The sequence below is a fragment of the Vibrio hyugaensis genome, from assembly GCF_002906655.1.
GTDB lineage: Bacteria > Pseudomonadota > Gammaproteobacteria > Enterobacterales > Vibrionaceae > Vibrio > Vibrio hyugaensis.
In genome coordinates this window covers 154836-181743 of the sequence record NZ_CP025795.1, presented here as the reverse complement: position 1 = coordinate 181743, position 26908 = coordinate 154836, and the positions used below count along the sequence as shown (strand labels likewise).

The following is a 26908-nucleotide window of genomic DNA, read 5'->3' as shown; positions in this document are numbered from 1 at the left end:
GTATACCAAGGATGAAAGACCCTTTACTGAACTCGCTGATTTACGTTAGCCGTTATTACGGTTTAGCCAACTCTCCGGAAGCGCTAATTAATGGGCTTCCACTCTCTGAGGGTAAGCTCACACCGTTTCTGCTACCGAGAGCGGCGGAAAGGGCCGGATTGGTTGCCAAGGAAAACCGTGCAGAATTAGACAAAATCTCTAGCCTAATTCTGCCGGCTATCTTACTTCTTAAAGGTGGTGATTCTTGCGTCCTCAATAGTATTAATTTGGAGACACAAGAAGCAGAGATCACCACCCTAGAAAGCGGTTTGGTGCCTATCTCCATCCCTCTAGAAGAACTACTTGCGCAGTACACTGGTCGCTACTTTTTAGTTAAAAAACAATTTCGATATGATGAGCGCTCTCCCGAAGTGCTCAAAACCAAAGAAGGTCACTGGTTTTGGTCAACCTTGTGGCAATCGAAACGCATCTACCGCGATGTGCTTATCGCTTCTATCCTCATCAATATCTTCGCTATTGCTGCACCAATGTTCACTCGCTTGGTGTACGACAAGGTAGTACCAAACCTCGCGTTTGAAACTTTGTGGGTGCTTGCAAGCGGTATCTTCGTGGTGTTCTTGTTTGATTTCTTGCTCAAATCACTGCGTAACTACTTTATTGATGTTGCGGGTAAGAAATCCGACATCCTGATTTCTTCAAAGCTGTTCAGCAAAGTGATGGGCATCCGAATGGAGTCCAAACCACCTTCAGTGGGTGCGTTTGCTCGCCACTTACAAGAGTTCGAATCGATTCGTGAATTCTTCACCTCTGCAACCGTGAGTGCTCTGATCGACTTACCTTTCGCGATTTTGTTCCTAGTCATCATCTGGCTGATGGCGGGCGATCTGGTTTACGTGCCAATGATTGGTGTGGTGATTCTGATGATTCACTCGGCGTTGATTCAAGGTCCACTGCGCCGCTCAATTGAAGAAGGTTCTCGCCTTGCTTCACAAAAGTACGCCAACTTGATTGAGAGCTTATCTGGCTTAGAAACGGTGAAAATGCTAAGTGCACAAAGCCAATTCCAATACCGTTGGGAAGAGGCGGTGGCGCACATGGCAAACTGGAACATTAAGAGCCGTCGTATTACCGACAGCATTCAAAATGCAGCGGGCTTTGTTCAACAAAGTAGTAACGTCGGCATGATCATTCTGGGTGTTTATCTCATCTCAAACGGCGATTTGACGATGGGTGGCTTGATTGCAGCAACCATGCTAAGTGGTCGTGCAATTGGTCCAATGGTTCAGCTTTCATTGTTGTCTACACGCTACAACCAAGCGAAGTCTTCGATGACCATCATTAATCAAGTGATGGAAATGCCAGACGAGCAAGAAGAAGGTAAACGCTACATTCACCGTCCTATCGTTCAAGGTAAGATTGAGATTGACCGAGTGACCTTCCATTACCCAGATGCGCCAGTGGCATCGATTCGTGATTTAAGCCTAACGATTAATCCAGGTGAAAAAGTCGCAATCATCGGCCGTATTGGTTCGGGTAAAACCACACTAGAACGCCTGATAATGGGTCTGTACAAGCCGACAGAAGGTCACGTGCGTATTGATGACACAGACATCGAACAGCTTCACCATGTGGACGTACGACGCAATATTGGCTGTGTACCGCAAGATTCGAATCTGTTCTTCGGTTCTATTCGCGACAATATTACCCTAGGTCGTCCGCTCACCGATGACCGCGACGTATTAGACGCCGCAAACCGTGCAGGTGTCACCGCCTTTACTCAATCAGATCCAGCGGGTCTAGAGCGTCAAGTGGGCGAAGGTGGCGGCATGTTATCTGGTGGTCAACGTCAAGCTGTGACAATTGCACGCGCGTTCTTGGGGCGTCCTCCCGTGCTCTTAATGGATGAACCAACCAGTGCAATGGATAACCGTTCAGAAATGCACATCAAACATCAGTTAGCACAGCTAAAACCGAGCGAAACGCTGATTTTGATTACTCACAAAACTTCAATGCTCGATATTGTTGATCGCGTAATAGTGATGGAAAAAGGCAGCGTGATTGCTGATGGTCCGAAAGCGCAAGTACTGAACGACTTGAAGCAAGGTAAAGTTCGCGCCGTCAGCTAGTGCTAAACCGCACAAAATGAAAATCAAAGCCCCGTTGAACCCAGTGTTTCGCGGGGCTTATTTATTGATAGTCAGTAATCCAAAGTATCCAAACTCTTCGAGAAATATCCAAAGTAATACAAAGCCAACAATAGCCACTAATCCCATGATTGCCCTTTCATCTTCTTCCATCGCATCCCTACCATTTTCCATAACGATCGTAAGCTCCGTTTCTAGATTAGCAGCAGCCAACACACCAGATATCAGAGTTCGTCTCTTCTCAATTCGGAACTGAGATATAGCTCAACATTTGTTCAAAACAAATCTCATGCGGAAGCGAAATTTATAATTACTTGAGAGACAAAATCGGCTATAACACGCGCCTTCTTAATATTCTCGAGTTGAAGAAATGAATCATTGGATGCATCTAGAGCAAATCAGCCAGTATTTCACGGCTGGCTCTATTGGCTATAAAGTGTTGATGGGCGTCATCATTCTGATTGCTTATCGTGTACTGAAGAAAATCGCTAACCGTGCCATTCTGAATTTAGCAGAATCCAAAGGGGTTAAAAAAGCGCGCCTGAGCTTTATACAGCGTTGCTTCAACGTCGCGTTTTTGTTCGTGTTTGTGTCGATTTTCGCGATCGTTACTGGTATTGGCTATGGCGATGTGTCGCTGTTCCTATCATCGATTTTCGCAGTATTAGGTGTGGCTTTCATCGCGCAATGGTCGATTCTTAGTAACATTACAGCAAGCTTTCTGATTTTCTTTGTCTTCCCATACCGTGTCGGTGACCGAATTAAAGTGGTAGATAAAGACGAAGACATCAGTGGTGAGATTCAGGAAATCCGCATGTTCCATGTGTTGATTAAGCACGACAATGGCAACCTAATCACTTACCCAAACAACTTGATGCTACAAAAAGCGGTCTTAAAACTGGCAAAAGAAAAAGCCAAGCCTGAGGAGCCAAAAACCACCTCACGCATTTATACCCGCAGAAAGAAATAACCCACTAAAAAGCCGATGTATCTACATCGGCTTTTTGTTTGTGATGAAAGGTTATCTGTCTTTAGGGTGCCTGTTTAATTTTGATTCGTCTTAAAACAGGCCAACCTTCAAAACACTTGTCATCATAAATATGAACATCTACTTTTGCTTTGGTAGTTTGTGCAGCTAAAGCAATCGACATGACATGACTAACGACACTGTTCGCGGGCACAACTGCAATAGTTTTCTTCGCGTTTTTATTATTAGGACAATCTGCAGGGTTGGGAATATCCTTTGACGACTCGAAAAACATCCCATCATGTCCATATCCTCCCATTACAGAAATCACTTCTATGTCATTGAGAGAGACGTATCCAGCAACTGAAGATAGCGGAAAGCAACACATCAATAGGTAGCTTAAAACTCTTGTATTCCTTGTCATATTCATTTCCAATAATAGTTTAAAAAACCAAAAGTAAAGAGAAGGCTTTGAGTTAAAAACATTAACACTTTTCACTATGTTTTTTATTAACAACTCAACAAACACCTACAGTCTTAGCTTCAATGTTGAGCACCAAAACTTTAAGCTTAACCATCAATAATCTCGATATTCAAAAGCTCCGCATTATTTGACAAGATAGAAAATAATAGAACTGACATAGAAAAAAGTAAGAAGGTCATCAACAAATTTCTCACAAACTTTCGATAATCGCGAAATAGATAGTAAACAGTTTTTATTGCACCAAAGATACACAGAAAAACCAAAATCATATTAAGAATAACTAATAAAACACTAACAATTGTCATCATATTAAAGCCTAACAAACAAATCCCGAACACCCGGAGCTATATAGTTTTACACCATCTTGTCCAACTGAAAGAACTTCAGTAGTAGATCTCCCAACAGAACTACCGACTCCAGCCCGTATTCCTACAGAACCATACCCCTTTCCAGAATCACTAATACCCATACTTGTACCAAATGCTCCAAATGAAAGATCCCCCCCGCTTGAGTTACCAGAGAAATCGTTAAAGTTTCCGCCGTGTCGGCCTAGATCAACATTTAGAAACTTTAGAGAACCTTTCCAAACATCTCCAGAGGTACCAGGAATAGACGCACCACCGAGAGCAGATTTTGTTAAAAAGATACCATACTCGTGCTTCGCCGAATTCAATTTCAATAAACCTATGTGCAATCCAATATCTGCTCCTCCGGTGTCTCCACCAAAAAACTCAATGACAGACGATGGAACATTTAGCCCTATTTGCAAAAATGACGTCGATTCATCGTTTAACCCAAGATTGTCCGCTAAATTTGAATCAATTAATTCAGAACCGCCCCCTCCCGCAACCTGATCATTCAACATCCTAGAAAATGCAGCGCTTACCGCACCATTCTTGAATTTACCTCCGGTTAGGACTGAAACGGTGCCTCCAATAGCTGCACTCATTGCAGCATTATATATTTGGTTATTTAATTCTACACTACTGAGCGCATCCATTGCTCCTCCAAGTGGGCTTAAGCTGATTCCTTGCATCACAGCAGCCGAAATAAAACCATCCCCAAAGGAACCACCTTGCATCACAGATGACATACCACCAGCCATTCCGTGAGCGACCATTTTACCCGCAGCTTCATATGCGCCGGAAGGAATAAAATTGTGAAGTGTGGCAAACATAGCACCCGACATTCCTCCAATCAGAGCGGACTTAAATGATCTTCCGGTTATAGCCCCAGACACAGCTCCGGCAGCAAAACCCGTAACAACAAGTTGCCCTGCAGTTAAGCTAGCGATAGCGGTTACTTCAAAAACAATTGCGGCAGCATAAGGGGCAACAACTGCAACTGCTACGGCAGCAAGCATACGCCAATTCTTCTTAAGAAATTTGCCAACCTTTTTGAACGCTCGTTTTATCTCTTTAAAAATCTTCTTAAAGAAATGACCAGAAGGGTCCGTATATTTCATCGGGTTATTCTGAACGTAACTATAACGGTTGAACGACTGACTATTGCTAGGGGCTTGAATAAAGCTATCAGCACTAATAAAACGCCCCAACGTCGCGTCATACATACGAGCATTCATATGAATAAGTCCGATTTCATCGACTTGCTCATGCCCGGTATAGCCACGATTTACCATTGGATCTTGTTCTAGATAGTTCGCTTCTTTATCCCACTCAAAATAACGCTCTTTACCCCAAGCATCGTAATTCTTGCGATCGACGACATTGCCCCATAGATCGGTGATCAGATCGTTTGAACCTAGAGCGTCACTATGTAAGTAGCGAACTTGACGGTCAAATGAAGCCGTTTGTCCGGAGGCGTTAGACTTTTTACGATCAATATTGACGGCAACCAGTTTGCCACCACCACTAATGAATTGTTTATGTTCAACCTCACCATTCGATCTTTCGATACGCTCATAAGCTTTACCGAGATACCACGTTTTATCGCCATCTTGATTCTGCTTGAAATATCGCTGACGATTATTGTCGTAGCTAAAGCTTACCCATTGGCTGCCTCTTGTTATCTTGCTTGGCTTATTGAAACCAGTCCAAGTAAAGGCTCGGTTGTCTCCCGAGAGCATATTGCCATTGGCATCATAGGTGTACTGCTTGTTTCCTGCTTTAGTTACAGCGTGAACATGGTCGGGATCATCATATTTGTAATGTCCGACATCTGATTTGTAATCAATGTTACCTGCGCTGTTATAGCTAACAGAATAAGTCTTGTAGAACTGAGCATTTTGACGGTGCTTCCCACTTAAACCATTGATAACATTAGATTCAAGACGATCAAGGTTATCGTAATCGTAGTATTCATCGATATTGTTGATTAAATCTGTACGACGTTTAACGTTATCCATTCGGTCGTACACATAATGCAGAGCGCGTATAGATTTCGTGCCATCTTGGGTGGTTATATTGAGAAGTTGCCCCGTACCTTCATGGTAGTCATAAAGGTTAGCCAACCCATTCCCGTATAACTCAGCTCGTACTCGACCTTCAGCATCTAGTCCGTTGAGGGTCCAGTAGTAAATACGACCTTTGTTCAGGTGCTCGCTCTCTAACCCCTCTAGTGCCTCAGACTCTAGCTTGCTATCCGCAGACATGGTTTGATAACGAGTCGCTATCAATTCTGTCTGCTTGGCCAGAGAAACAAGTTGCTGCGCTGCGGAAACATAATTGCTCGCTTTTTGGTGCAAGTCATTGCGCACATATTCAAGACGTTGAATTTCTGCAGCTAAATTGTGTAGGCGATTAAATTGCTGCCTAATCTCGCTGTCATACAATGGATGGTCTCGGCCAACAGGAACCTCAGTAATACCCGCTTGACCAGAGCCATCAAAATCACCATAGAAAACCGTCGTGTTACTTGGCGTCAACGACGATTCAATCGCTCGCCATTCATCAAGGCTTACTTTCGAAATTGAGTTACCTTCCAGTTTTAGATGGAAAGCAGGAGGCGCGTAAAGCGGGATCGCTATATCCTGTGCGATAAGGACAAAGTTGTCAGGAACTTGCAGGTATTGCGCTCCATTGGCAGCAGCAAATACATCAAGCGCCTTACCATAAACATGCTCGTAGATCTCACTCGTACCGCCAGCAACGTGCTGAATTTTATCACGTAAGATCTCATACTCAGCAACCCTAGCGTCATAGACATTGACTTGCTTAATTAACTCGTTCGCTTTAGACAGATACGAACGTGATTTCGACATAGCTTCATTGATCAGAGGCTGAATCACTTGTCGGTATTCAGCGTCACTAAATGTCAATTTAACTTGAGACTTGTCTCCCCAAACTCCAGTATTTATCCCAGTCTTAGAGTCGTAATCGTAGTGCAAACTAAATTGGTTAGGGCGTATTTCCTTCTCTAACTGGCCTAAGTTGTTGTACTCAAAACTACGAGAAAACGTATGTGAGGCGGTAATCACTTGCTCAGTGTCAACTTGGCCTAACGATGTATAAGTAAGGTTTTTGGTATAACCCAGTTTAGTTTCCCTTAAAAGGGCGCCCTTCCATAAATGTTTACCATACGTATCGTAGATCCAACTCGATGTTTCTACTTCAGTCTTCTTTTTACCGCTAACCTCAGTAATAGTTTGAGTCGCTCTGGATGTCATACGACCAAGAACATCGTAATCCATGGTGGTCGTTTGACCTTTGGCATCCGTTTGGGAAATTAACTCACCAAAGCCATTATGCTTGTAGGTCCAATTTCCTAGATCAGGATCGTCGGTATAGTACTTGTTGCCAAGTTTATCGTAGCGATTGACGATCGCCGCACCATCCGCTCCCGTCGCCGTTAACAATTTCCCGATAGGAGAGTAAGTTTTTTCAACCGTCGCCCCCTCGGGCTGAGCAACCTTGATCTCCCATCCCATCGCATTACTGTAAGTGGTCTTTGAACGAGTTAAAGCGTCGGTTTCTGTTACAGTTAATGGCCCGTATGAGAACTTAATCCATGAAGGTTTCTCTCCTGCTGGACCGGGCTCTGAGATCGATTGAACTCTGCCTAGTTTGTCGTAATGAGTGATTGAATACTGCGGAGTTTCCCCGACGAAATAAGGCCTTGTGACTTTATAGAGTTGCCCTTTTGAATTGTAAAAAGAGTCTTTAATAACCCACTTATTGTTAAGACCGAGAGAAGCTTTCCTGACTTCTCGTTCAAGCACATCCAAGTAAGTGATACTGGTACCAAGCCCATCAGTTTGTGTAACAACACAATACACAGCCTGCGATGGTACTGTGCCACTAGCTCTACATTGAGAATCAGAGGTTGGGTAGTACTTGGTGTATGTATTGTTAAATCCATTCTGGCTCTTAGTGCGTGTTTGAACTGTTCTTCCAAATCCATCAACAAACACCCGAGACTCAAGACCATTTATATCGAACGCTGTTGTAGAACCAGTTAAACGGTTTGTGTTGGAGCGAGTAGCAAAACCTTTGGCGTTGGTAGAAACAACTTCTACATTTAGGCCGTTATAGTTGATAACAGAACTTCCTGAGCGAGTTTCTGTACCTTTTTTATCACCTGCCCATGCACTAATACTTGTCGTCTCAACTTCACCTTCCGAATTAAGCGCATAATTCTTGGTGACGGAAAGCTTGTCCCCAGGTTCGATAATTTCTTTCGTTAAATAACCCGTGGATGTATCGTAACCAAATTTTGAAGTGCGTTTTTCTTGGTCACCATTCGGCGCGATGTGGGTGACAGTTGATTGGCTGAGTCGACCTAATATCCAAGAGGTTGGGTTGTTACTGTAAATGCTCTCTGTTCGCTGAGTGAACGTCTCCTCTTTTTGAGTTACAGGATTCTTTGCTGTCGTTTTTATTTCTAGCAGACCAACGTTACCATACTCATCGAGTCTACCTTGAGTAGTCTCAACTGTAGAAAGTAAACGGCCATTAAGATCGTAACTGCTTGACGTTTCTTTAGTTTGATAAACCGTGAGACGCTTTTTACTCAACTGTGCATAATTGGCGAGATCGAGAGAACCATCATGATTGGAATCATTAACATACCACTTTGAGGACGAGTGACTTAAGTGTGGTAGGATATGAGCGACTTGACTTTGGCTAAGCTTGACCAATTTCGCATCATATATTGTGTATGAACCATCGATGACTTCTGATGATGACTTGTCTTCCAAAACATAAACATCATTAGAAGGTAAAAAAATTGGCACTAATATCTCACCCGCAATTGGGACAAATGTATCAGGAACTTTTAAGTACGTTTTCCCTTGGTAGCTATATTGCTCATAGTAACCAAACTCATTATTGGGTAAGTAAGCACCACCTTGAGCAGCTTCAACGCGAATGATTTGCCCGCTCTTGCCCGAATTTTTATGAGCATATTCGGTCTTCGAGTAATTCAACAAAGTCCCAGATTCAGAGAAATTCCAATTCAATCCATTGGTTGAGAGAGTAGGTAAGATAAATTCTTTAGCCTCAGAGACCGATTGGGTATAAGGGAAGTCAGTACGGTATATTACCTCACGCCCCTTGATATGAAGATCATCAGCTCCAAACTGCGCTTGTTTGATCCAAGCAAAACCACTGTGTCCTTCTCCTTGGAGATGAAAACGCCCCGGACCGTAACGAAATTGCGTATGAACTTTTCCGCCAATCCCGTCGTCGGCAGACAATGTTGAGACGACAGGAGCATTCGGGTTTGATGGTACATAAGGATAAGTTAGCTTTGTCGGCCATGTTGCGGATCCCACATCCTGATGGCGTGCGTACTCAACACTAGATTTAAAACCTAAACCGTTGGTTACAGACTTAAGTCTCGGCTGTGCTGTGGTCCGCTGATCGAACTCGTCACATTGCAAGAAGCTCCCACTTCCGGAGGATGCTCCTACTTGTCGACAATAATCGAGATAACCATTTTGATTGAAGTCCAATATCCAAAAGCGGTGATTCGTTGTATCACTTCCGGAAAAGAATGAGAGGTTGTTCTCAGCAAAAATGTTCGTACAACGGAGAGCTTTCGACGACTTGCTCATACGGCAATAATCTGAACGACCATCTTGGTTGAGGTCTAACCACCAACGACGATTCTCCACTCCCCAATTACCGTTCCAATCACCATCAATATCCCCTTCAAGGTTAATATCATTATCAAACTTGTTAATATGACCTAACGACCCTAAAGAGCACGTCAGATTGCTACCGTTACCAGAAGATTTTCCTGTTGCCCTACAATAATCATCTGCGCCATCACCATTGACATCCACCCACCATCGACGATCGGAAAAGCCTAAATCATTCAAGGCTAGTTTTTGATTTTTAGCGATTATCCTACCTGCATTGAATCGAGTACAGGTTAGCTCTGCATCTTTTCCTGTTTTGGTCGCAGAGCAAAGATCTTGGAAACCGTTCCCATCAATATCAGCCCACCAAGTTTCTTCCGATTTCCCCCATGTAATATCAGTAATAGTATGAGTATTCGTAAAAGTGTTTAATCCGTTATTTTCACTACAGATCAACTCGTTCTTAGTTCCTCTCCGACAGAAGTCTGGACGACCATTTCCAGTAAAGTCGAACGCCCAAGTCCAATCTTTACCCATACCAGAATTGGTGATTGGGATTGAGTATTTCTCAATATCTCCACTCGGAAGAAACTCAGAACAATGTATCTTATCTTCAAACAACCCGCATAGGCTAGGAACTCCATTACCGTTGAAGTCTACCCATTGCTTCCACTTATCCATAAAAAGAACAGGATGTAACGCATAAGTGACGTCTGAACTACTCTTTGACTTTACATCAAATTGGCAGATTAAATTTTTAACGAAAATGTTTGATGAATATCGAGGTCTGCAATAATCTTGTTTTTGATCAGCATTTACATCAAAAAACCATTCAGTTTCACCGTCGGTTGCTCCTCCCCAGTGATTAATGCTCTTTTCAAATTGAAAATTTTCTGGTTTATTTTGGTACCATTCAAATGTAGTTTCTGGCAAACATTTTCCAGCACTATGACAATAACTAATACCTAGAATCTGTTGAGCTAAGACAGAATTACTGTCATCTTGAGAGACTCCTCGACGCCTTAGTTCATAGTAGTTTTTCAATTGATTATTAGCTTTTATTTCTATCTTGCTTAATTGCTTATTTCCCTTTCTTACTACTCCATTAACTTTATTAAAATATGTTTGTGTGGTATCTCTGGACTGCACTTTATCTGCTTCAATATAGACAAAGACAATATTAAAGATATCGTAGGTGATATTTTGAATCTGGCCTATCGTATTGTAGTGGTAATTGATTGGATTTTTTCCGGTTCTATCATCAACTCTCGTTAATAACCATGTAGCGTTATCGAGCTTTTTTCCGAATGTAAGAATATCGCCGGCTTTTGTATAAGCGGTAAATGAACTGTCGGCTAACGATGCGTCTTTACGCAGTACAACCTTGGAGTAATCTTCCATATAAGGTCGATAAACTGAACCTTTTTTGGCGTTTGCTCCTTCTGTAACAATCAGGCGACTACCATCTAAACAGAAATTATCGAGCTCATCGTATTGAACAGCTAGAACCTGACTGTCTATGGTTTTCTGAGAGCCGCAGCGTGAAATTGTTGGCATTCCTGTAAGCGAAAATCCGGAACCAATTACACCACTAGGTGTCCCACCACTAGAATAAACGAGAGAAAGTTGTGGAGTATTTCCACCGCGACCTTTAGGAACAGAAATTGGAAGCTGATATTGTGCCGTACCTGACTGAACAACAAGTTCACCTGGTAATGTTCCAATTTCTACGGCTTGAATTGAAAAAGCAAAAACGCTAAGGAACAGCATCGACAAACGAGACATTTTACTTTCCTTTTTAAATATAATCTGGATTATTTTTCTAGTTGTTCAATTTCGTTATAAAGGCGGGCGATACTTGCCTCTAATTCTGGACTAGAAAGTCGCTCAGAATCGGAAGAAACCAGAGGTAATTCGTCATTCCAAAGTGCTTTTCGAAGCTGTTTAACACTCACTTGTGAGTTCAGCTTATCAACCGAAAAGTCATCTTCATAAGCAGGCTCAAATAAAGACTCATCAGCTAGCATTTGAGCGTCTAATTTCCGTTGTTTGCTTTCGTCCTTCCAAAGATAAATATTCAGAGTCACGATCGCTATAACTAATAACAAAGTTAATAACAAGGCTCGTTTTATAAAACTCTTTCTTTCAGCTTCACGTATGCCTTCGTTAATAATTTCCAAGGCTTTTCCTCCTAATTCCCAGCACTAGGCAACCATGAACGACACACTTCAATACCGATAGTGATGGTTCAAGGCTGTAATACTTCCAACACGACATTTGCAGCTAAAATAGAGATAAAAGCGTCTTACTCACTGCTATTGATATGAAACGCTGTATATCTCGCAAACTGGCTTACTACTGCCTGTTTTGATGTCGTGCCATGTAAAACGATTGGAGTTTTAGCTTGATAAGCAGCAACTAACATACTGAGCATACTCTCGTCAATTGAGCTAGAGAGGAGCCCTCGAGCTCAGATGCAATAACAGGAAAACTAGTACTTAAAGTACAAACAAATATTAAAACTGAAGCTCGAAAAGGCATAACTATCCTGAACTTATAACAACTTGCGTTTATAACATGAGCCCTAAAGCTCCAACATCCACGCTCAGTCATTGACCACAAAAACAATTGCAAATCATAATTAACCAAAAGGTTACATTTCAATATACATTCACAAAAAACATGAACAACATTGAATAACTTTATGAATATCAAATCCATTTTATATAAGTTAGTCACATTTTTGATATTTGACTTTTTGCTTAGAAACAAAGTGCCTGTACGCTTGCGCCTTGATAACAAGTTAAGTTTGGCCAACGAAATGAAAACTAGACCTTATTTTGTCTCAGTCTTCTAGCCGTACTGGTAACGGTAATTTCGCTAGGTTTGCGAGCAGAGGTTTCTACTGGTTTGGTAACCAAAATGGAATATGGCCCTATTTACAGAGGACTAGTGTTTGTCGATATAGATATAGAAGGGGAAACGGATACAAAATGTGCAACTAACCGAAACATTATCGGGTAAACACATTTGTACCTTCGACACGACTATTGAGGATCTTCGTTGGATGCAAAGTAAATAAAACTTCCAGAAAGTAAAAATTAATCCCAACTCACCTTAGGAGAACTATTTTGAAACGAATTGTTTTAATCACTATGATTATCCCCCTGCTCTTTTCAAGCTTTGCTTTCTCTTCAAGTAAAGAGGCCAGTGGAAAAGTTAAGTTATCAGCATCTAGTGGCTACATAATCGTTCAATTACTGGGTGGAAGCGAAAATAGCTGTTCAAATAGATATTACTTTAAGCCAGATACAGACTATAACCGAGCACTTCTTTCAATGCTTCTCTCTTCACAGATGTCTGGGAAATCAGTTTGGGTAAATGGTAGTGGGGAATACCAGTCAGATTATCCATTCAATAAAGCGTACAAACTTGAAAATATGACTATATATGTGAACTAAGGGTTACTATGAGAACTATCGCTATTTTACTTGCTATATTTTATTCTGCATTTTCGTACTCTAGCTCTTCAATCCACTGCAAAGGAGATATTAATAACACTTGGGTAGACTCTAGCGGACTATTACTTATATCAGCAACTTGGGCAACTAAACCAATTGGATTATGTAAGGTTTCGACGAAACATAACAACATAGAACCGGACACTTGTAAAACATGGGTTTCCATTGCTCTATCGGCATTAACAAGCAAGAAGCCAACGACGATACAATACTTCAACGTGACTTCTTGCAGTGAAGTTTTGGGTTACTCTAGTTCCCAGCAACCTAATTATCTAATGATAAGAAATGAATAACTAATACCTCCTCACACAAGGATAGTGAAATGAAGAAAGTACTCTCGCTATTATCAATAATATGCGCAATATCCTTCCCAGCCTTGGCTGCAAAGCCTACTTGTTCACCAAATTACAATGGATACTGTAGTTACACTGGAACGGTAAACCGGATCTATATTAATAGTGTAAATCTCATTTTAATTTATTTTGATAAGCCAATTAACCTCTCAGAACCATCCAAAGCTGGTTTATCAATTACAGAAACAAGTGCAGCAATATATAGAGTTAATGATAACCCTGAGTTTGCTCGCTTGTTCTACTCAACAGCATTAGCGGCACAGGCATCCAAAAGAAAAGTAACAATTCAAATGCGTGACACGCTCAATGGTTATTTGAAGTTTGATCGTATTTGGCTAGCAGAATAGATTATGAAAAATAAATTATTAATGTTCCTTGTTTTACTTTTTCCAACAACGGTTACCGCTGGATCTTTGATTTGTTCAGGAAAAGTAGATCAAGTCGCTTACCATGGAAACAATAGATTAATGGTAAAACTGAGCTCCATGAATACACCAGTTTTCTTTTGTAATCCCGGCTCCGACTGGAAAGTATCTGGTGAGCCAAACCGTGTAATGAGCCCAGACACCTGCAAAGCTGTCTTTTCAATTTTTCTAAGCGCTCGCTCTACAGGGGAAACAATAAACCGTGTGCATTTTGATGGTGACAATGTACCAGAAAGTTGCAGTTCGTTTGAATCATGGCAAGAGATATTTATTCGATATGTCAATTATTAGTCGAAGCATCAGATACCGGCATAACCGTTTCATATTCTAACTCCGGAGGCTGTGAGCCTTGGGGTTCAAGTCCAAACGTATATAGAAAAATCGTCAGAATGACTAAATAAAAAATAGGTACGACTATGAATAAATTAATCGCTTTATGCTTAATACTATTATCATTTAGTGTTCATGCGTCTAGATATACATGTTCAGGAAAGGTAATTGGAGTTAGCATTGATGCAAAATCAGGAGATGTTTTGGTTGAAAGAATCGGTCCTTTATCTTGGCCTCGATTATGTAAAGTTGACAATGAGCACGACAATATTAGCGCAGAAGCATGTCGCACGGTTTACTCAACATTGTTAACTGCACAAACAACAAATAAAGAGGTGACACTTTGGTTTAACGATTCTAAAGATTGCTCTGAGTCAAGTCATCAACCATGGAAATGGTTAACTGGTTGGTATTTTGGTCCAAAGCTGGAAATTGATTAGAAGTTTATTTTCTCAAGTCATATAGCGGTAGGTTCAATGCGATTACTTATCTTAATTACATCTTTTATTATTAGCTTCTCTGCCTTTTCAAGTAATCAAGTGGGAAAAGTCACACATATTTTAGTGCGTGATGATGGCCTCCATTGGTTCTATATTGAAGGAGAAAGAACTGATAAGCCACAGTGTGCTAAGAACAATTACTGGATGATAAAAGACGAGCACAGTGTGTACGGTAAATCTCAATTCAGCTTATTGTTATCTGCGTACATGTCTGATTCAAAAGTAGTTATCACAGGAAAGTCCTCATGTGAAAGATGGGGAGATGGTGAAACCATCGGGACAGTTCAATTGACGAAAAAGTAATTTATGCTTTTGGGGAGTTTATATGAAAAGAATATTACTAATATGTGTCTGTTTATTGCCAGCCATCGTGCATGCAAGATATACAGCGAACTTTCAGGGTAAAGTAACAAGTGTACTTACCTACCCTGGCAGCACATTAATTTTAATAAGAGTAGAAGGAATGCCAACCAGTCATCAAAAATGTACTAATTTTGACCTAATGGCAATTGATCCTGCTATTTCATCTGAATCCCGCCAACTAGTAATGTCTAGATTATTAACAGCATACTCGATGAAGGAGGTGGTTAATATTGGTTATGATAAAGATAGTAACTCAGACCCATGTGTTGGTGAACGTTTAAGAGTTCATCGTGTAGGTTAGAATAATGAATAAGTACATCATATTATTTTTATTATTTTTTACTGCATCAGCAACGGCTGGGAAAGATGTTCTTGAAAGTAAAATAGATTATATTTATCAGCTTGATAGTGACTCAACTGTTTTTGAATTTAAATCTACTGTCAAGAACCAATGTGGGAGTAATTTATATCGAGTAAAAAGCCCAAATGAAGCTGTTGCAAATAGAAAGTTCTCACTTGTTTTAGCTGCTTTTACAACTGATAAAAACTTGGCATTCCATGATACCGAGTCATGTGAAGGACTAAGATCTATTGTAGCCTGGGTAAGGATCACTAAATAATAATCAACTGAGAGTTAAAATGAAAAGTAAACATATTATTTTATTTTTTTCAATCTTGTTATCTAGCAATACAACTCTAGCGAAGCGTTATTGGCCCACTGAAACATTGACAGACTGGAATCTTTACTTAAACAACAATGTCGCTTATATTTCTTCTCCCCAGTTTGCAAAGCATTGTTCATACTCTAGAGGACAGATCAACTTAGATGGTACTGAATTTAATAAAGCTCAATATTCTTACGCTTTATCAGCTAAATCTAGAGGAAAAAGTTTGAGATATGTTATAGATAGTGAACATTCAACTTGTATAATAACAGGACTTAGTGAAGTTTAATTCTCTAGAAAGAGAGATAAAAATGAAAAATATATTATTATTACTATTATTTTCGCTGTCATTTTGCTCACACGCGAATACATCAAAACAAATTATTAGTAAGATACAGGTAGAAAGTGGACATGTTTATATTTTTAGCTCCAAGTTTGCTAACACAAAAAACTGTGAACGTTCAGGCCTTGTGAAATTGGACAAGGACTTACCCGGCTTTAAAGAGATGTACAGCATGGCTTTGACTGCTTTTACCACTAAAACTCCTATAGGTTTTTGGGTTTTAAATTGCGGGCTTAGCCCTTGGAGAGTTACAGTACCAATTGCTTATGCCAGCTACCTGTCTGAATAATTCTAAAGGAACTAAACATGTTACGGATCATCATCTTATCCATCTCGCTGGCCACATTTTCTACTTTTGCTTCCGATATTACAGTATTTGGGAAAATAAAGTGGATAAACAACTGGCAAGGCCATTCAGGCTTCTTGGTTGCTCTAGAGAATATGACTGCCACAAAAGGAATATGTAAGCGTAATGACCAATATATACTTCCTCAAAATCATCAATTCGCTAAGGAAAACTTTTCTATGCTACTATCTTCGAGAATAGCTGATAAGCCCGTTACTTTAGTAATCCGCTCTGGTGAATGTTTAGAGGGATTCCCAAAAATAGCTCACATCCGTATTTAAATCCTTTAGAGGAGAGCTAGATTTAGCTCTCTTCCAGCTATACCTCACGTACTCCACAATAACGGCTTTAACAACTAATCTAAGTAAACTCCAATGATACTCCCTTGAGCATTACTACCATTCACACAACCATCATATCGCACTGAGACTGTTTTTTCTGCCAACTGAGCAGCCAAAAGCACTGAGAAAATAGCATCATACTTGGGATGATTGGGACTCAAGTGATACCTAGAACCAGAACATCCATGCGCTTTAAGATCCACAAAAGTATTACCTGTGAAGTCATACACATGAAGATTTCTTGGAACGACTTTAGATACAACCTCAATATCAGCAATAGCTTTTGCAGATATAAGTAAAAGAGTAATTGAAAGTAATATTTTTCTCATAGCATCTTCTCATTCAATTAGCAGGATCGAACTGATTGACAATGCAGTACCCAACGCCATTATGCCTGCCTGATGTATATACTGTTCCCGATTTTTTATTTGCAGCCCACACAGCTAAAACGACTGACGACATCGCTGTATATTCTTGTTTTATCAACATCCAGCCATAAGGAGTCCCTTCACAGTTTTCAGGTACCCCTGTATCCAGCATAATTAATATTCCATCTTGGACAGCTGTTAGATTTTTTATCTTGCCACTCAAATAATTGGGCCCTGAAGCTGCGAACGCAGGTAATGTAAAAATACACAGCAATAAAATAATTTTTCTCAAACTAAGCCTCTCAATATGCATAAATTGGTCATCAGTAATGATAACTAATCACTAATAAGGATAAAAACACCACTAACTAATAATGTGAAAGAATGTCATTCATAGCACTGAAATCAATCAGTAAACATTTAGTTCACTCATTTCAAACCTTCTCTTGACCTTAATCAAGCTTGAGGTTTTAGCCTTATTCGCACAGCTAAACATCAACAATGAAAAAGGAACCATTGTGTCCAAAATTGCGATTATTTATTTCTCTAAAACCGACGTTACTGGTCAGCTTGCTCGCGCGATTGCCGCAGGCGTTGAACAACAAGGGATTGAGCAGCAAGGTGAATATGAAATCCTCTCTCACCGAATTGAAGGCAGTGAGATTATTGAGGGACGTTTTGTGAACCCTAACCTAATGGATGAACTTGCTGAGTGCGATGCGATTATCTTTGACTCACCGACCTATATGGGCGGCGTAGCAGCGCAGTTTAAAGCATTTGCAGATGCAAGCAGTGAATCTTGGTATTACCAAAAATGGGCGGGCAAAATCGCGGCTGGCTTTACCAGTGGTGGGGCAATGAATGGCGATCAGTCAATGACGTTGCAGTATCTACAAACGCTCGCTAGTCAGCATGGCATGATGTGGGTCAGTTGCATGCCTCAGATGTTGCAACGGCGGAGTATCTTGGCAAACGAATCGCCATGCTCATAAACAAGCTCTCCACTCGCTAGCAATAAAAAGAAGCCCCGTAAGATACAATCTTCGGGGCTTCTTATTTATCGCTTGTTTTGAGCGCTACTTCTTAATGTAGAGGTCTTTCGAGTAGATACGACCCTCTACGTTGTTCTTGGCAAAACCGCCAACCGTAGGGCGAACCAAACGCGCTTGCATGTAGTAGTAAATCGGTGCGATTGGCATATCTGCCGCCAACAATTGCTCGGCTTGATCATAGAAATCTTGACGCGCTTTCTCATCGGTTGCGGCCAATGCACTGTTCATCGCGTTGTCGTAGGCTTCACTGCTGTAACGCGCAAAGTTACCTGATGAACCTGAGCGCAGTAGACTCAAGAAGGTGGATGCTTCGTTGTAATCTCCGCACCACGAGGCACGCATCACATCGAAATCCCCTTGCTTGCGAGCAACGAGATAAGACTTCCACTCTTGGTTTTCTAATTCGACCTTCGCACCTAAGTTCTTCTTCAACATGGAGGCAATGGCCACTGCTATGGCCTTGTTCGATTCACTGGTGTTGTACAGCAATTTGAAATCCAGAGACTTACCATCACCGTATCCCGCTTCTTTCAGCAATTCACGCGCCTTTTCATCACGCTGTTTTTGCGTCCATGTGCTGTATTCTGGCTGAGTCGCATCAAAGCCAGCCGTGTACTGGTGTGCGAACGTATAAGCAGGCAGATTACCTACTTGCGTGACACCATTCGTGATCACATCACGCATCATCGAATAAGACACGGCTTTTCGAACTCGTACATCATCGAACGGAGGGCGCGTAGTATTAAACGCGTAGTAGTAAGTACAAAGTAGCGGAACCGCGGTATACGCTTGCTCGTAATCCTTCTTCAGCTTTTGCGCCATGTGGGTTGGTACATCCGAGGTGATGTCCACTTCGCCCACCGCATAACGATTAATTGATGCGTTTTGGTTCTCAAACGGAATGTATGTCACTTCAGTGAGATGAGTATCCGCGCTATCCCAGTAATTTGGGTTCTTTTTCAGTTCAATGCGTTCATTCACCACCCATTTATCCAGAACAAATGCACCGTTGCCAACAAACTGCTGTGGGTCACTCCACGGCTTTTCGCTGTTCTCAACCGTTGCTTTGTGTACCGGCATCATCGAAGTGTGGCCTGTCATTGCGACAAAGTACGGCACCTTGCTATCAAGTTCGAAGCGTAGAGTATGTTTATCGACGGCGGTGATACCAAGAGCATCCAGTGGCTTTTTACCTTCTGCTACGTCGGCGATGTTTTTGATCTTAGTGAGTTTGAGATACCAAACATTGGGAGAAGCAGTTTTCGGATCCACCGCACGACGCAGTGAATAGACAAAATCATTCGCTGTTACAGGATCGCCGTTCGACCATTTGGCGTCTTTACGCAGCTGGAACACAAAGGTTTGGTTGTCTTCGGTTTGCCAAGATTCCGCAACACCAGGAACGATATTGCCATCGCGGTCTTGAATGACTAATCCCTCAAACAAATCACGAATTACGTGCATCTCTGGCAAGCCTTCAGCTTTTGCTGGGTCTAGCGTCGCCGCTTCTGCATCATTTGCTCGTACTAAATGTTGTTCTGGTGCGAGTTGCACACCATCAGGTAAAGAATCAGCTAAAGCTGAAGCGGATAAAAATGGGGTCAATAAAGAGGAAACCAGCAACGCTGTTGAATGCTTTTTAAAATCCATATCGTTTTTCGTTCTCCTAACACGTCTTTTGAAGCAAGTACCACAATTCATCATACAAGCATTGACGAACTTTAAGTGTTCAGTTTATATCCGAGTAATCTCAAGATGCTAAGTTCAACGGCTGTAACATGAGTTATATATAGCTTGAGTGATGAATAGATACTACTCGAACAATCAGGAGATTACGGTGAGTCTAATTCCAAGAACGGAAAGAGCGGCATTTTTAATTACGCCAACATCATATGGAAGATCGGTACTAGGTGCGCCGTTGTTGTACTTCCCAGCACAAGTAGAAAATGACTCGCGAGGCCTTATTCTCGCTGGGACACACGGTGACGAGACAGCCTCAATCGCCGGATTGTCGTGCGCGTTAAGAAGCTTGCCAACGGAGTGTCTGAAGCACGATGTAATTTTATCGATGAACCCAGACGCAAACCAACTGGGGACGCGAGCCAACGCCAATCAAGTCGATCTAAACCGTGCGTTTCCTACGCAGAATTGGACAGAGCACGGCACAGTCTATCGCTGGAGCTCACATACACCTGTTCGAGACGTGAAAGTAAAAACAGGCAGCAAAGAACAGCTAGAGCCAGAAGTTGAAGCACTAATTAGTTTGATTGAGCTGCGCAGACCAAAATTTGTGGTCTCGTTTCATGAACCATTAGCGTTTGTCGACGACCCTGCTCATTCTAATTTGGCCAAATGGCTCGGCAAGCAATTCAATCTACCTATCGTTGACGATGTTGATTACGAAACGCCAGGGTCTTTCGGAACGTGGTGTAATGAACGCCAGTTGCCTTGTATTACGGTGGAATTGCCCCCGATCTCGGCGGATCTGACGATTGAAGAACACTTAGATGCGTTTATTGCGCTGCTGCAACACGATCCTGCTATTTAAACATCCGGATCTTTTTAGAGGCTATCAAGTAAGGATCTGCTTGATATCGGTACTGATGTCACTGATCAACTGACGTGCGCTTTCGTCTCTTTGTTGTACCAAAATAATGAACAACAGATCCGTAATCACGTTTTGTGCTGTGCGCGAAGCAATGGAAGAGCTGCGATGCTCTGTTTCATTGGCGATGGTATCAAACGTGATATCGGCAACGTCTCTCAAGCGGCTTCTCCCCGGAGCTGACAAAGCAATCACCTTTGCTCCCTGCTCTTTCGCCGCTTCCGCAGCCACCAGAATCTCTTTTCGTTCTCCTGAAAAAGAAATCGCGATCTGCACATCCTCTGAAGAAAGCGTACGCGCAACTGCAATTTGTACGTGACTGTCTTGTTCTGATAGCGCGGTAATCCCAAGCTTAAGCAGCTTAAAACTCAAATCTTTTGCCGTAAGCGCAGAGCCGCCAATGCCCACCACTTGCACACGGCGCGCTTCACTTAACCACTTCACCGCTTGATGACACGCCTCATAAGAGAGCGCATTGGTCGTTTGAAACATAGCGTCGGTTTTCGCTTTAACCAGTTTTTGCGAAATCACCGCAATCGGGTCATCCGCCAAAATGTCACTGTGCAGCGGCGTGGATTGCATTGCTTGCTTACGACCAATCTCTTCGTTCAACGCCAATTTGAACTCACTATAGCCTTTATAACCAATTCTCTGGGTGAATTTAACGATGCTCGACTGGCTAACTTGCACTTGTTCAGCAAGCTCTTGACTGGTCAATTGCGCGGATTTCTCTGCATTTTCGACAATCCAATCGCCAACCAGACGACCACTTTGAGAGAGTTGTGTACGTCTTGCGACGATTTTATTGATAACGGACACGACAAAATTCCAAAAACTTTAAATAAATTATTCCAAAACAGAAATAATCGCACTTTTCTTTAACTGACTGATTAGTTTAACAACCATTGTATCTTAGCAGGATATCGCGTCAGTATTTCCAGCCATTATTCCAAACTTTCACTGAACAAAGAATAACCTCAAGTGTGATTTTTATCACCTAAACTGAATATTTTATTCCATAGAATCGCCCTCAGATTGAACATTTACAAGAGTACAGAACATGAAAATTGATTTAAGCCGATTGGTGACAGAAAGCCGCAATCCTGCGAGTGCTGAGATCGATACCCTTTCTACCATCGAGATGCTGCAAGTCATCAACCAAGAGGATCAGAAAGTCGCTATAGCAGTACAAGCAGTATTGCCACAAATCGCGCAAACCGTCGATGCAATTACCCAAGCGTTCGCCAATGGTGGCCGTCTGATTTACATGGGCGCAGGTACATCTGGCCGCCTTGGTATTCTTGATGCGAGTGAATGTCCTCCAACCTATGGCACACACCCAGATATGGTTATCGGTTTAATTGCTGGTGGTCATCAAGCGATTTTGAAAGCGGTAGAAAACGCAGAAGACAACGCTCAAATGGGCCAAGACGATTTAAAGACGCTGAATCTGACTCAGCATGATGTTGTGGTTGGCATCGCCGCCAGCGGCCGTACGCCTTATGTTTTAGGTGGTTTGGAGTACGCAAAATCTGTAGGAGCTACAACGGCATCAATCGCTTGTAACCCAGCATGCGCAATGGCAGAAGCCGCAGACATAGCGATTCTTCCGGTAGTGGGTGCAGAAGTAGTAACTGGCTCTTCACGCATGAAAGCGGGCACAGCACAAAAACTGGTGCTGAACATGCTGACTTCCGGCGCAATGATTCGCAGCGGTAAAGTGTTTGGTAATTTAATGGTGGATGTAGAAGCAACCAACGCCAAGTTGATTCAACGTCAAACCAACATCGTAGTTGAAGCAACCGGCGCAACAAAAGAAGAAGCAGAAAAAGCCCTTGAAGCGTGTGAGCGTCACTGTAAGACCGCGATTTTAATGATTCTGGCTGATTTGGATGCTGAGCATGCCAAGTCTCGCCTCGCCGAGCACAACGGTTTTATTCGTGCAGCACTAAATAATAACTAAATAGCCCTAGTCCTGAAGGATAGTCCCTATGGCCAAAATTACCTCAAACACAGTATCGCAATTGCTTGCCGCAGTGGGTGGCAGTAACAACGTAAGTAAATGCGGTAACTGTATGACGCGTTTGCGTTTATCTCTCACGAATAACAGCTTGGCGGACCAATCCGTCATTAAACAAATTCCCGGCGTAATGGGTGTGGTAGAAAGCGACGAGCAATTCCAGATCATTCTTGGTCCCGGTAAAGCTCAACAAGCTGCCGATATGATGAACGAGTTGATCGACAGCTTAATCTCTGGTGACAGCGAAGAGCCTGATGCACCACAACAGGATCTTTCTGCTGTCGCTGCAGAGCAGAAAAAACAGATGAAGAGTAAGCAAACCAGTGCGGTTCAACGTTTTCTGAGTAAGTTTGCCACCATCTTTACCCCGCTGATTCCCGGCTTTATCGCTGCGGGTTTGCTACTCGGTTTTGCCACGTTATTGGAACAAATCTTCGTGCTCGACCAAACGCCAAGCCAGTTTATGTTGGATTTGATTGCCTACATGAAAGTCTTTGGCAAAGGTCTGTTCGCTTTCTTAAGCATTCTAATTGGCTACAACGCTCAGCAAGCTTTCGGTGGCTCAGGCGTCAATGGTGCCATACTCGCTTCCCTATTTGTGTTGGGTTACAACCCCGATGCAACGTCAGGCATTTATTCAGGAATGAATGAGTTCTTCGGTTTTGCGATTGATCCTCGTGGCAACATTATTGGCGTTTTGATGGCAGCGATCGTTGGTGCTCAGGTCGAGAAAAAAGTGCGTCAGTATATGCCTGACGATCTGGACATGATCTTAACTTCTGTTGTGACTCTTTTGATCATGGGTGCAGTGACGTTTTTGATCATCATGCCAATCGGTGGTGAGCTATTCAAAGGCATGTCTTGGTTGTTCCTAAACTTGAATGACAACCCGATAGGCGCAGCGATTCTGGCAGGTTTGTTCTTAATTTCCGTGGTATTTGGTATCCACCAAGGTTTCGTCCCTGTGTATTTTGCACTGATGGAAACACAAGGGTTTAACTCGCTATTCCCTATCCTCGCGATGGCAGGTGGTGGTCAAGTGGGGGCATCAATGGCGCTGTACTTCAAAGCGAAGAAAGATGCTCTGTTACGAACACAAGTAAAAGGGGCCATTATTCCGGGTTTACTTGGCATCGGTGAACCACTGATTTACGGCGTGACGCTACCTCGCGTTAAACCGTTCGTAACGGCTTGTATTGGTGGTGCTTCGGGTGGTTTCTTTATCGGTTTAGTCTCTTACCTTGGTTTACCTGTTGGCCTTAATACCGTATTCGGTCCATCTGGTATCGTTGCAATCCCTCTGATGACCTCGGCTAGCGGCATCTTTGCCGGCATGATGGTGTTCATTGGTGGCCTACTTATCTCTTACATCGTTGGCTTCCTAGCTACCTACTTCTTTGGCTGCAAAGACGTTGATTTAAGCTAAATCATTCTAACCCCTATAGGAATGGACTAGCTCGCGTCCTTGAGCTTTCAAGGGCGCACCCTCTCTCTACTTCTCACGACATTGATTTTATTCCGTTATTCGGAAGGGGCTTTGTCGTGCTTAAAAACAATAGAAACGAAAAGGTCGTTCACATGAAAAAGCACATTTTAACTCTACTTCTCCCTACTTTAATGGCATCGAACGCAGCGATGGCCGCTCAACTTTATCAAGCAGAAGACGGTTCAGTTTTAAACCTTTACTCACGTCTTGGTTTTAACGTCACCAATAAGAATGACGAGCATGGCGACACAAACGGCGAGTTTGATGGTCGTATTGGTTTAAATGGCTCACAAACTATCAACGAACATGCCTCTGTGATTGGCCAAGCGCAATACCAAGTAGGCGCAGCAGAATACGCCAACCAAGTGAACGACAAGCCCTCTCTGACAGCGCGTTACGTTTGGGCAGGTATAGATGCGCAAGATTACGGTCGAATCACTGGGGGTCGTGTTGCATCAGGATTGATCATGTTTACCGACATTGGTGATGTGTTCGCGTCATCAGACGTATCTATGGCGCGCCAAGCAAATAAAGTTGATAAAACCGCAACACAAGTTTTCCGTCAAGACGGTACGCTGCAATACCAGAACCGCATTGGCAACTTTGATGCATCTGTGGCTTACATCCTAGGTAACAACACGTCTGAATTAGATTACGGCTACAACGCCGCATTACGCTACACCCTAGAAATGGGCGATTTGGGTACATTAGCCCCAGTAGTCGCAATGCAAAAAAGTAAAGGCGATGCACGTGAAAACAACGATACCGATTACACCTTTTGGGGTGCGGGTACACGCTATTACTTGGGTGATCTGATGCTAGGTGCGCTTTACTCAGAAGATGAGTTAGAAGGCTACTTCTCTGAAACCAGCACCGATAAAGTCATGGAGCTGACAGCAGTTTACAGTGTAAATGATAAATGGGCGCTCCGTGCGGGTTACCGCTCTCTGGAAAACAGCGATGGTGACGAGCTTGAACTGAAAGACACGACAGTTGAAGTGCAATACAAACTGACCCCTCGCTCTTCTATCTACACCAGTTACGTTGACCGTAATGGCTCTCGCGGTTACGACAACGCACAAGAAGTCTCGTTTGGTGGTGCTCATGCAGATGAAAGCTACTACCACTTCGGGCTACGTTACGAGCTGTAAATGTCCATACTCTCGTCTTAGTTAGCTAAAAGATTTCCTCCCCGATATTTTTTTGCCTTTAAAATATCGGGGAGTGAAATCCTTTCTCTTTTCAATAACTACACTGTATATAAATGCGCAAGTAGGCATTAGTATCGATTATCGTTCATAACTTGCTTACTTTTTACTCACCAAGCACAGTACTCTTTAATGCGATTCAATGTCACAAAACGAAATGAGAGACTTATGCCTGTAAAATTCTGCTCACTCTGCAACAAGCCCACCGAACATAAACGCGTGATGAAGCGCAATGACGCTACACTGGAAAACTTCAACGGTAAAACCGCGCGCTTGATGGTGTTGGTTTCACGCTGTTTTACCGGAAACCCCTATCACGAGTTAACACCACAGTTTTACTGCCGTACCTGTAATCAACACTTCCAAGGCACAGAAGACATTACAGAGCTTCATTCTCAGGAAAATCTGACGCTCTAAGATGATTGCTGTTTAAAGTGCTCAATAAACACGCGTGTACGCTTTGGTAAATGCTCACGCTTAGGGTAAAGAATGTAGAGCAGTAAGATCGCATCTGTCTGCCAATCAGGAAGCAGAGGCACAAGTTGCGTTCGCTCTTCACAATTAAGTTTCTCCAAGGCAAATTCATCTAGCATCGCCACACCACATCCCGCTAACGTTGCTTCAAGCATGGATTGTACAAGGTTAAAACTGAGTACACTTTGCAAAACTACTGACACTTCCTGTTTGGTTTGCAAATGATGAAAGCGCCATGTATCAAGGTTTAACACTTCATTGCGATACACAATATGGTCAAGCTGATAAAGATCTTCCGGCGTAGCTATGCGTGGTTTGTTAGACAAGTACGCTTTATGTGCGAACGGTTTACAGTGTAAAGAGCGCAGATGGTGACCGATATAACCCTCGGGTGGATTGTTCGTGAAGAAAAACGACACATCAAAGCCAGACTCAATAAGATCCAAAGGCGTTTCTGAAAAGATCACTTCGAACGTCACTTCAGGATATAACTGGCGAAACTCGATCAATGCTCGGTTCAATAACACGGCACCAAATGACGCCGATGCCGCGATGCGCAAATGCCCAGCTACTCGGTCACTTTCCATCACTTGTTCGTTAATCTGCTCCGCTCCTTCCATTAAACCCTTTACTTGCTGATAAAAGCGCAGCCCATCGTAAGTATGATTAAATTGCCTTGTTGTACGTTGAATCAACTGTACTAACAGAATCTCTTCCAACTGCTTCAATTGGCGGCTCGCGTGCGCGTTTGAGCAACGCAATTTTTTCGCCGCACCAGCAATACTCTTCTCTTCACATAGAGCGATGTACATCGGCACGTAGCTTAGCCACTTTATTTCCATATGGTAATCATGAATCTCTAAAAACAATCTA

At 42.5% G+C, this 26908-nt stretch carries 27 protein-coding genes and 1 pseudogene; 18 read left to right on the top strand and 10 right to left on the bottom strand.

Annotated features, from left to right (window positions below; translation table 11 throughout):
- The first annotated feature begins 11 nt into the window (after positions 1–11).
- On the top strand, positions 12–2126 hold the full coding sequence (locus C1S74_RS18085; RefSeq protein WP_045396534.1) for a type I secretion system permease/ATPase: 2115 nt from the start codon (positions 12–14) through the stop codon (positions 2124–2126).
- Between the two features lie 57 nt (positions 2127–2183).
- Here C1S74_RS18085 and C1S74_RS26445 read toward each other — a convergent pair whose 3' ends face one another.
- Positions 2184–2360: a hypothetical protein gene (locus C1S74_RS26445; RefSeq protein WP_156145309.1), complete on the bottom strand. Its 177-nt coding sequence runs from the start codon at positions 2358–2360 to the stop codon at positions 2184–2186.
- A gap of 166 nt (positions 2361–2526) precedes the next feature.
- On the opposite strand from C1S74_RS26445, the gene C1S74_RS18080 reads away from it, so the two are divergent.
- Positions 2527–3114: a mechanosensitive ion channel family protein gene (locus C1S74_RS18080; RefSeq protein WP_038871578.1), complete on the top strand. Its 588-nt coding sequence runs from the start codon at positions 2527–2529 to the stop codon at positions 3112–3114.
- Between the two features lie 61 nt (positions 3115–3175).
- On the opposite strand, the gene C1S74_RS18075 is transcribed toward C1S74_RS18080, so the two are convergent.
- The 3 genes from C1S74_RS18075 to C1S74_RS18060 form a co-directional block, all read right to left on the bottom strand.
- On the bottom strand, positions 3176–3535 hold the full coding sequence (locus tag C1S74_RS18075) for a hypothetical protein (protein ID WP_156145308.1): 360 nt from the start codon (positions 3533–3535) through the stop codon (positions 3176–3178).
- Positions 3536–3911: 376 nt separating this feature from the next.
- Positions 3912–11420, bottom strand: a complete 7509-nt coding sequence (locus C1S74_RS18065) for an RHS repeat-associated core domain-containing protein (RefSeq protein ID WP_231578728.1) — start codon at positions 11418–11420, stop codon at positions 3912–3914.
- Positions 11421–11449: 29 nt separating this feature from the next.
- Positions 11450–11815: a hypothetical protein gene (locus C1S74_RS18060; RefSeq protein WP_045396525.1), complete on the bottom strand. Its 366-nt coding sequence runs from the start codon at positions 11813–11815 to the stop codon at positions 11450–11452.
- A 951-nt stretch (positions 11816–12766) separates the two neighbouring features.
- On the opposite strand from C1S74_RS18060, the gene C1S74_RS18055 reads away from it, so the two are divergent.
- Positions 12767–13096 (top strand): hypothetical protein, encoded by a 330-nt coding sequence (locus C1S74_RS18055; RefSeq protein ID WP_156145307.1) that lies wholly within the window; start codon positions 12767–12769, stop codon positions 13094–13096.
- A 40-nt stretch (positions 13097–13136) separates the two neighbouring features.
- Here the strand turns inward: C1S74_RS18055 and C1S74_RS26440 are convergent, their stop codons facing one another.
- Entirely contained in the window at positions 13137–13373 is a 237-nt protein-coding gene (locus C1S74_RS26440) for a hypothetical protein (RefSeq protein ID WP_156145306.1), read from the bottom strand.
- A gap of 105 nt (positions 13374–13478) precedes the next feature.
- On the opposite strand from C1S74_RS26440, the gene C1S74_RS18050 reads away from it, so the two are divergent.
- The 9 genes from C1S74_RS18050 (at position 13479) to C1S74_RS18015 (ending at position 16762) form a co-directional block, all read left to right on the top strand.
- Positions 13479–13856, top strand: coding sequence for a hypothetical protein (locus C1S74_RS18050; RefSeq protein WP_045396517.1), 378 nt, complete (start codon positions 13479–13481; stop codon positions 13854–13856).
- A gap of 3 nt (positions 13857–13859) precedes the next feature.
- The gene (locus tag C1S74_RS18045) at positions 13860–14225 is read left to right on the top strand and encodes a hypothetical protein (RefSeq protein ID WP_082038989.1); all 366 of its coding nucleotides are present in this window, start codon (positions 13860–13862) and stop codon (positions 14223–14225) included.
- Between the two features lie 125 nt (positions 14226–14350).
- Complete coding sequence (locus tag C1S74_RS18040; RefSeq protein WP_045396515.1) at positions 14351–14704, top strand: hypothetical protein; 354 nt, start codon at positions 14351–14353, stop codon at positions 14702–14704.
- A 36-nt stretch (positions 14705–14740) separates the two neighbouring features.
- Positions 14741–15067, top strand: a complete 327-nt coding sequence (locus C1S74_RS18035) for a hypothetical protein (RefSeq protein WP_045396512.1) — start codon at positions 14741–14743, stop codon at positions 15065–15067.
- A 22-nt stretch (positions 15068–15089) separates the two neighbouring features.
- A complete protein-coding gene (locus tag C1S74_RS18030; protein WP_045396509.1) occupies positions 15090–15428 on the top strand; it encodes a hypothetical protein in 339 nt (112 codons plus the stop codon).
- A gap of 4 nt (positions 15429–15432) precedes the next feature.
- Positions 15433–15747, top strand: coding sequence for a hypothetical protein (locus C1S74_RS18025; RefSeq protein WP_045396508.1), 315 nt, complete (start codon positions 15433–15435; stop codon positions 15745–15747).
- Between the two features lie 19 nt (positions 15748–15766).
- A complete protein-coding gene (locus tag C1S74_RS26435) occupies positions 15767–16081 on the top strand; it encodes a hypothetical protein (protein WP_156145305.1) in 315 nt (104 codons plus the stop codon).
- A 22-nt stretch (positions 16082–16103) separates the two neighbouring features.
- Positions 16104–16424 (top strand): hypothetical protein, encoded by a 321-nt coding sequence (locus tag C1S74_RS18020; protein WP_045396505.1) that lies wholly within the window; start codon positions 16104–16106, stop codon positions 16422–16424.
- A 17-nt stretch (positions 16425–16441) separates the two neighbouring features.
- Positions 16442–16762: a hypothetical protein gene (locus tag C1S74_RS18015; RefSeq protein ID WP_045396502.1), complete on the top strand. Its 321-nt coding sequence runs from the start codon at positions 16442–16444 to the stop codon at positions 16760–16762.
- A 74-nt stretch (positions 16763–16836) separates the two neighbouring features.
- Here C1S74_RS18015 and C1S74_RS18010 read toward each other — a convergent pair whose 3' ends face one another.
- Both C1S74_RS18010 and C1S74_RS18005 read right to left on the bottom strand, forming a co-directional pair.
- Positions 16837–17151, bottom strand: a complete 315-nt coding sequence (locus tag C1S74_RS18010; protein WP_031776286.1) for a hypothetical protein — start codon at positions 17149–17151, stop codon at positions 16837–16839.
- A gap of 13 nt (positions 17152–17164) precedes the next feature.
- Complete coding sequence (locus C1S74_RS18005; protein WP_045397590.1) at positions 17165–17482, bottom strand: hypothetical protein; 318 nt, start codon at positions 17480–17482, stop codon at positions 17165–17167.
- 226 nt (positions 17483–17708) lie between these two features.
- Here C1S74_RS18005 and C1S74_RS18000 point away from each other — a divergent pair.
- Positions 17709–18202 (top strand): annotated as a pseudogene (locus C1S74_RS18000) (flavodoxin family protein).
- Positions 18203–18266: 64 nt separating this feature from the next.
- Here the strand turns inward: C1S74_RS18000 and C1S74_RS17995 are convergent.
- Complete coding sequence (locus C1S74_RS17995) at positions 18267–19892, bottom strand: ABC transporter substrate-binding protein (RefSeq protein ID WP_045396497.1); 1626 nt, start codon at positions 19890–19892, stop codon at positions 18267–18269.
- Between the two features lie 187 nt (positions 19893–20079).
- Between C1S74_RS17995 and mpaA the strand changes: the two genes are divergently transcribed.
- Entirely contained in the window at positions 20080–20790 is a 711-nt protein-coding gene (mpaA, locus tag C1S74_RS17990; RefSeq protein ID WP_082038988.1) for a murein tripeptide amidase MpaA, read from the top strand.
- 24 nt (positions 20791–20814) lie between these two features.
- Here the strand turns inward: mpaA and C1S74_RS17985 are convergent, their stop codons facing one another.
- Positions 20815–21666: an SIS domain-containing protein gene (locus C1S74_RS17985; RefSeq protein ID WP_045396494.1), complete on the bottom strand. Its 852-nt coding sequence runs from the start codon at positions 21664–21666 to the stop codon at positions 20815–20817.
- Positions 21667–21907: 241 nt separating this feature from the next.
- Between C1S74_RS17985 and murQ the strand changes: the two genes are divergently transcribed.
- The 4 genes from murQ (at position 21908) to C1S74_RS17965 (ending at position 25978) form a co-directional block, all read left to right on the top strand.
- On the top strand, positions 21908–22810 hold the full coding sequence (gene murQ / locus C1S74_RS17980) for an N-acetylmuramic acid 6-phosphate etherase (RefSeq protein WP_045396492.1): 903 nt from the start codon (positions 21908–21910) through the stop codon (positions 22808–22810).
- A gap of 28 nt (positions 22811–22838) precedes the next feature.
- Positions 22839–24293 (top strand): PTS N-acetylmuramic acid transporter subunit IIBC, encoded by a 1455-nt coding sequence (murP, locus tag C1S74_RS17975; RefSeq protein ID WP_045396489.1) that lies wholly within the window; start codon positions 22839–22841, stop codon positions 24291–24293.
- A gap of 152 nt (positions 24294–24445) precedes the next feature.
- Positions 24446–25504 (top strand): porin, encoded by a 1059-nt coding sequence (locus C1S74_RS17970; RefSeq protein ID WP_039973893.1) that lies wholly within the window; start codon positions 24446–24448, stop codon positions 25502–25504.
- A gap of 225 nt (positions 25505–25729) precedes the next feature.
- A complete protein-coding gene (locus tag C1S74_RS17965) occupies positions 25730–25978 on the top strand; it encodes a hypothetical protein (RefSeq protein WP_045396486.1) in 249 nt (82 codons plus the stop codon).
- Here C1S74_RS17965 and C1S74_RS17960 read toward each other — a convergent pair.
- Positions 25975–26877: a LysR family transcriptional regulator gene (locus C1S74_RS17960; RefSeq protein WP_045396483.1), complete on the bottom strand. Its 903-nt coding sequence runs from the start codon at positions 26875–26877 to the stop codon at positions 25975–25977. The two genes, C1S74_RS17965 and C1S74_RS17960, sit on opposite strands and share 4 nt — an antisense overlap.
- Positions 26878–26908 lie beyond the last annotated feature (31 nt).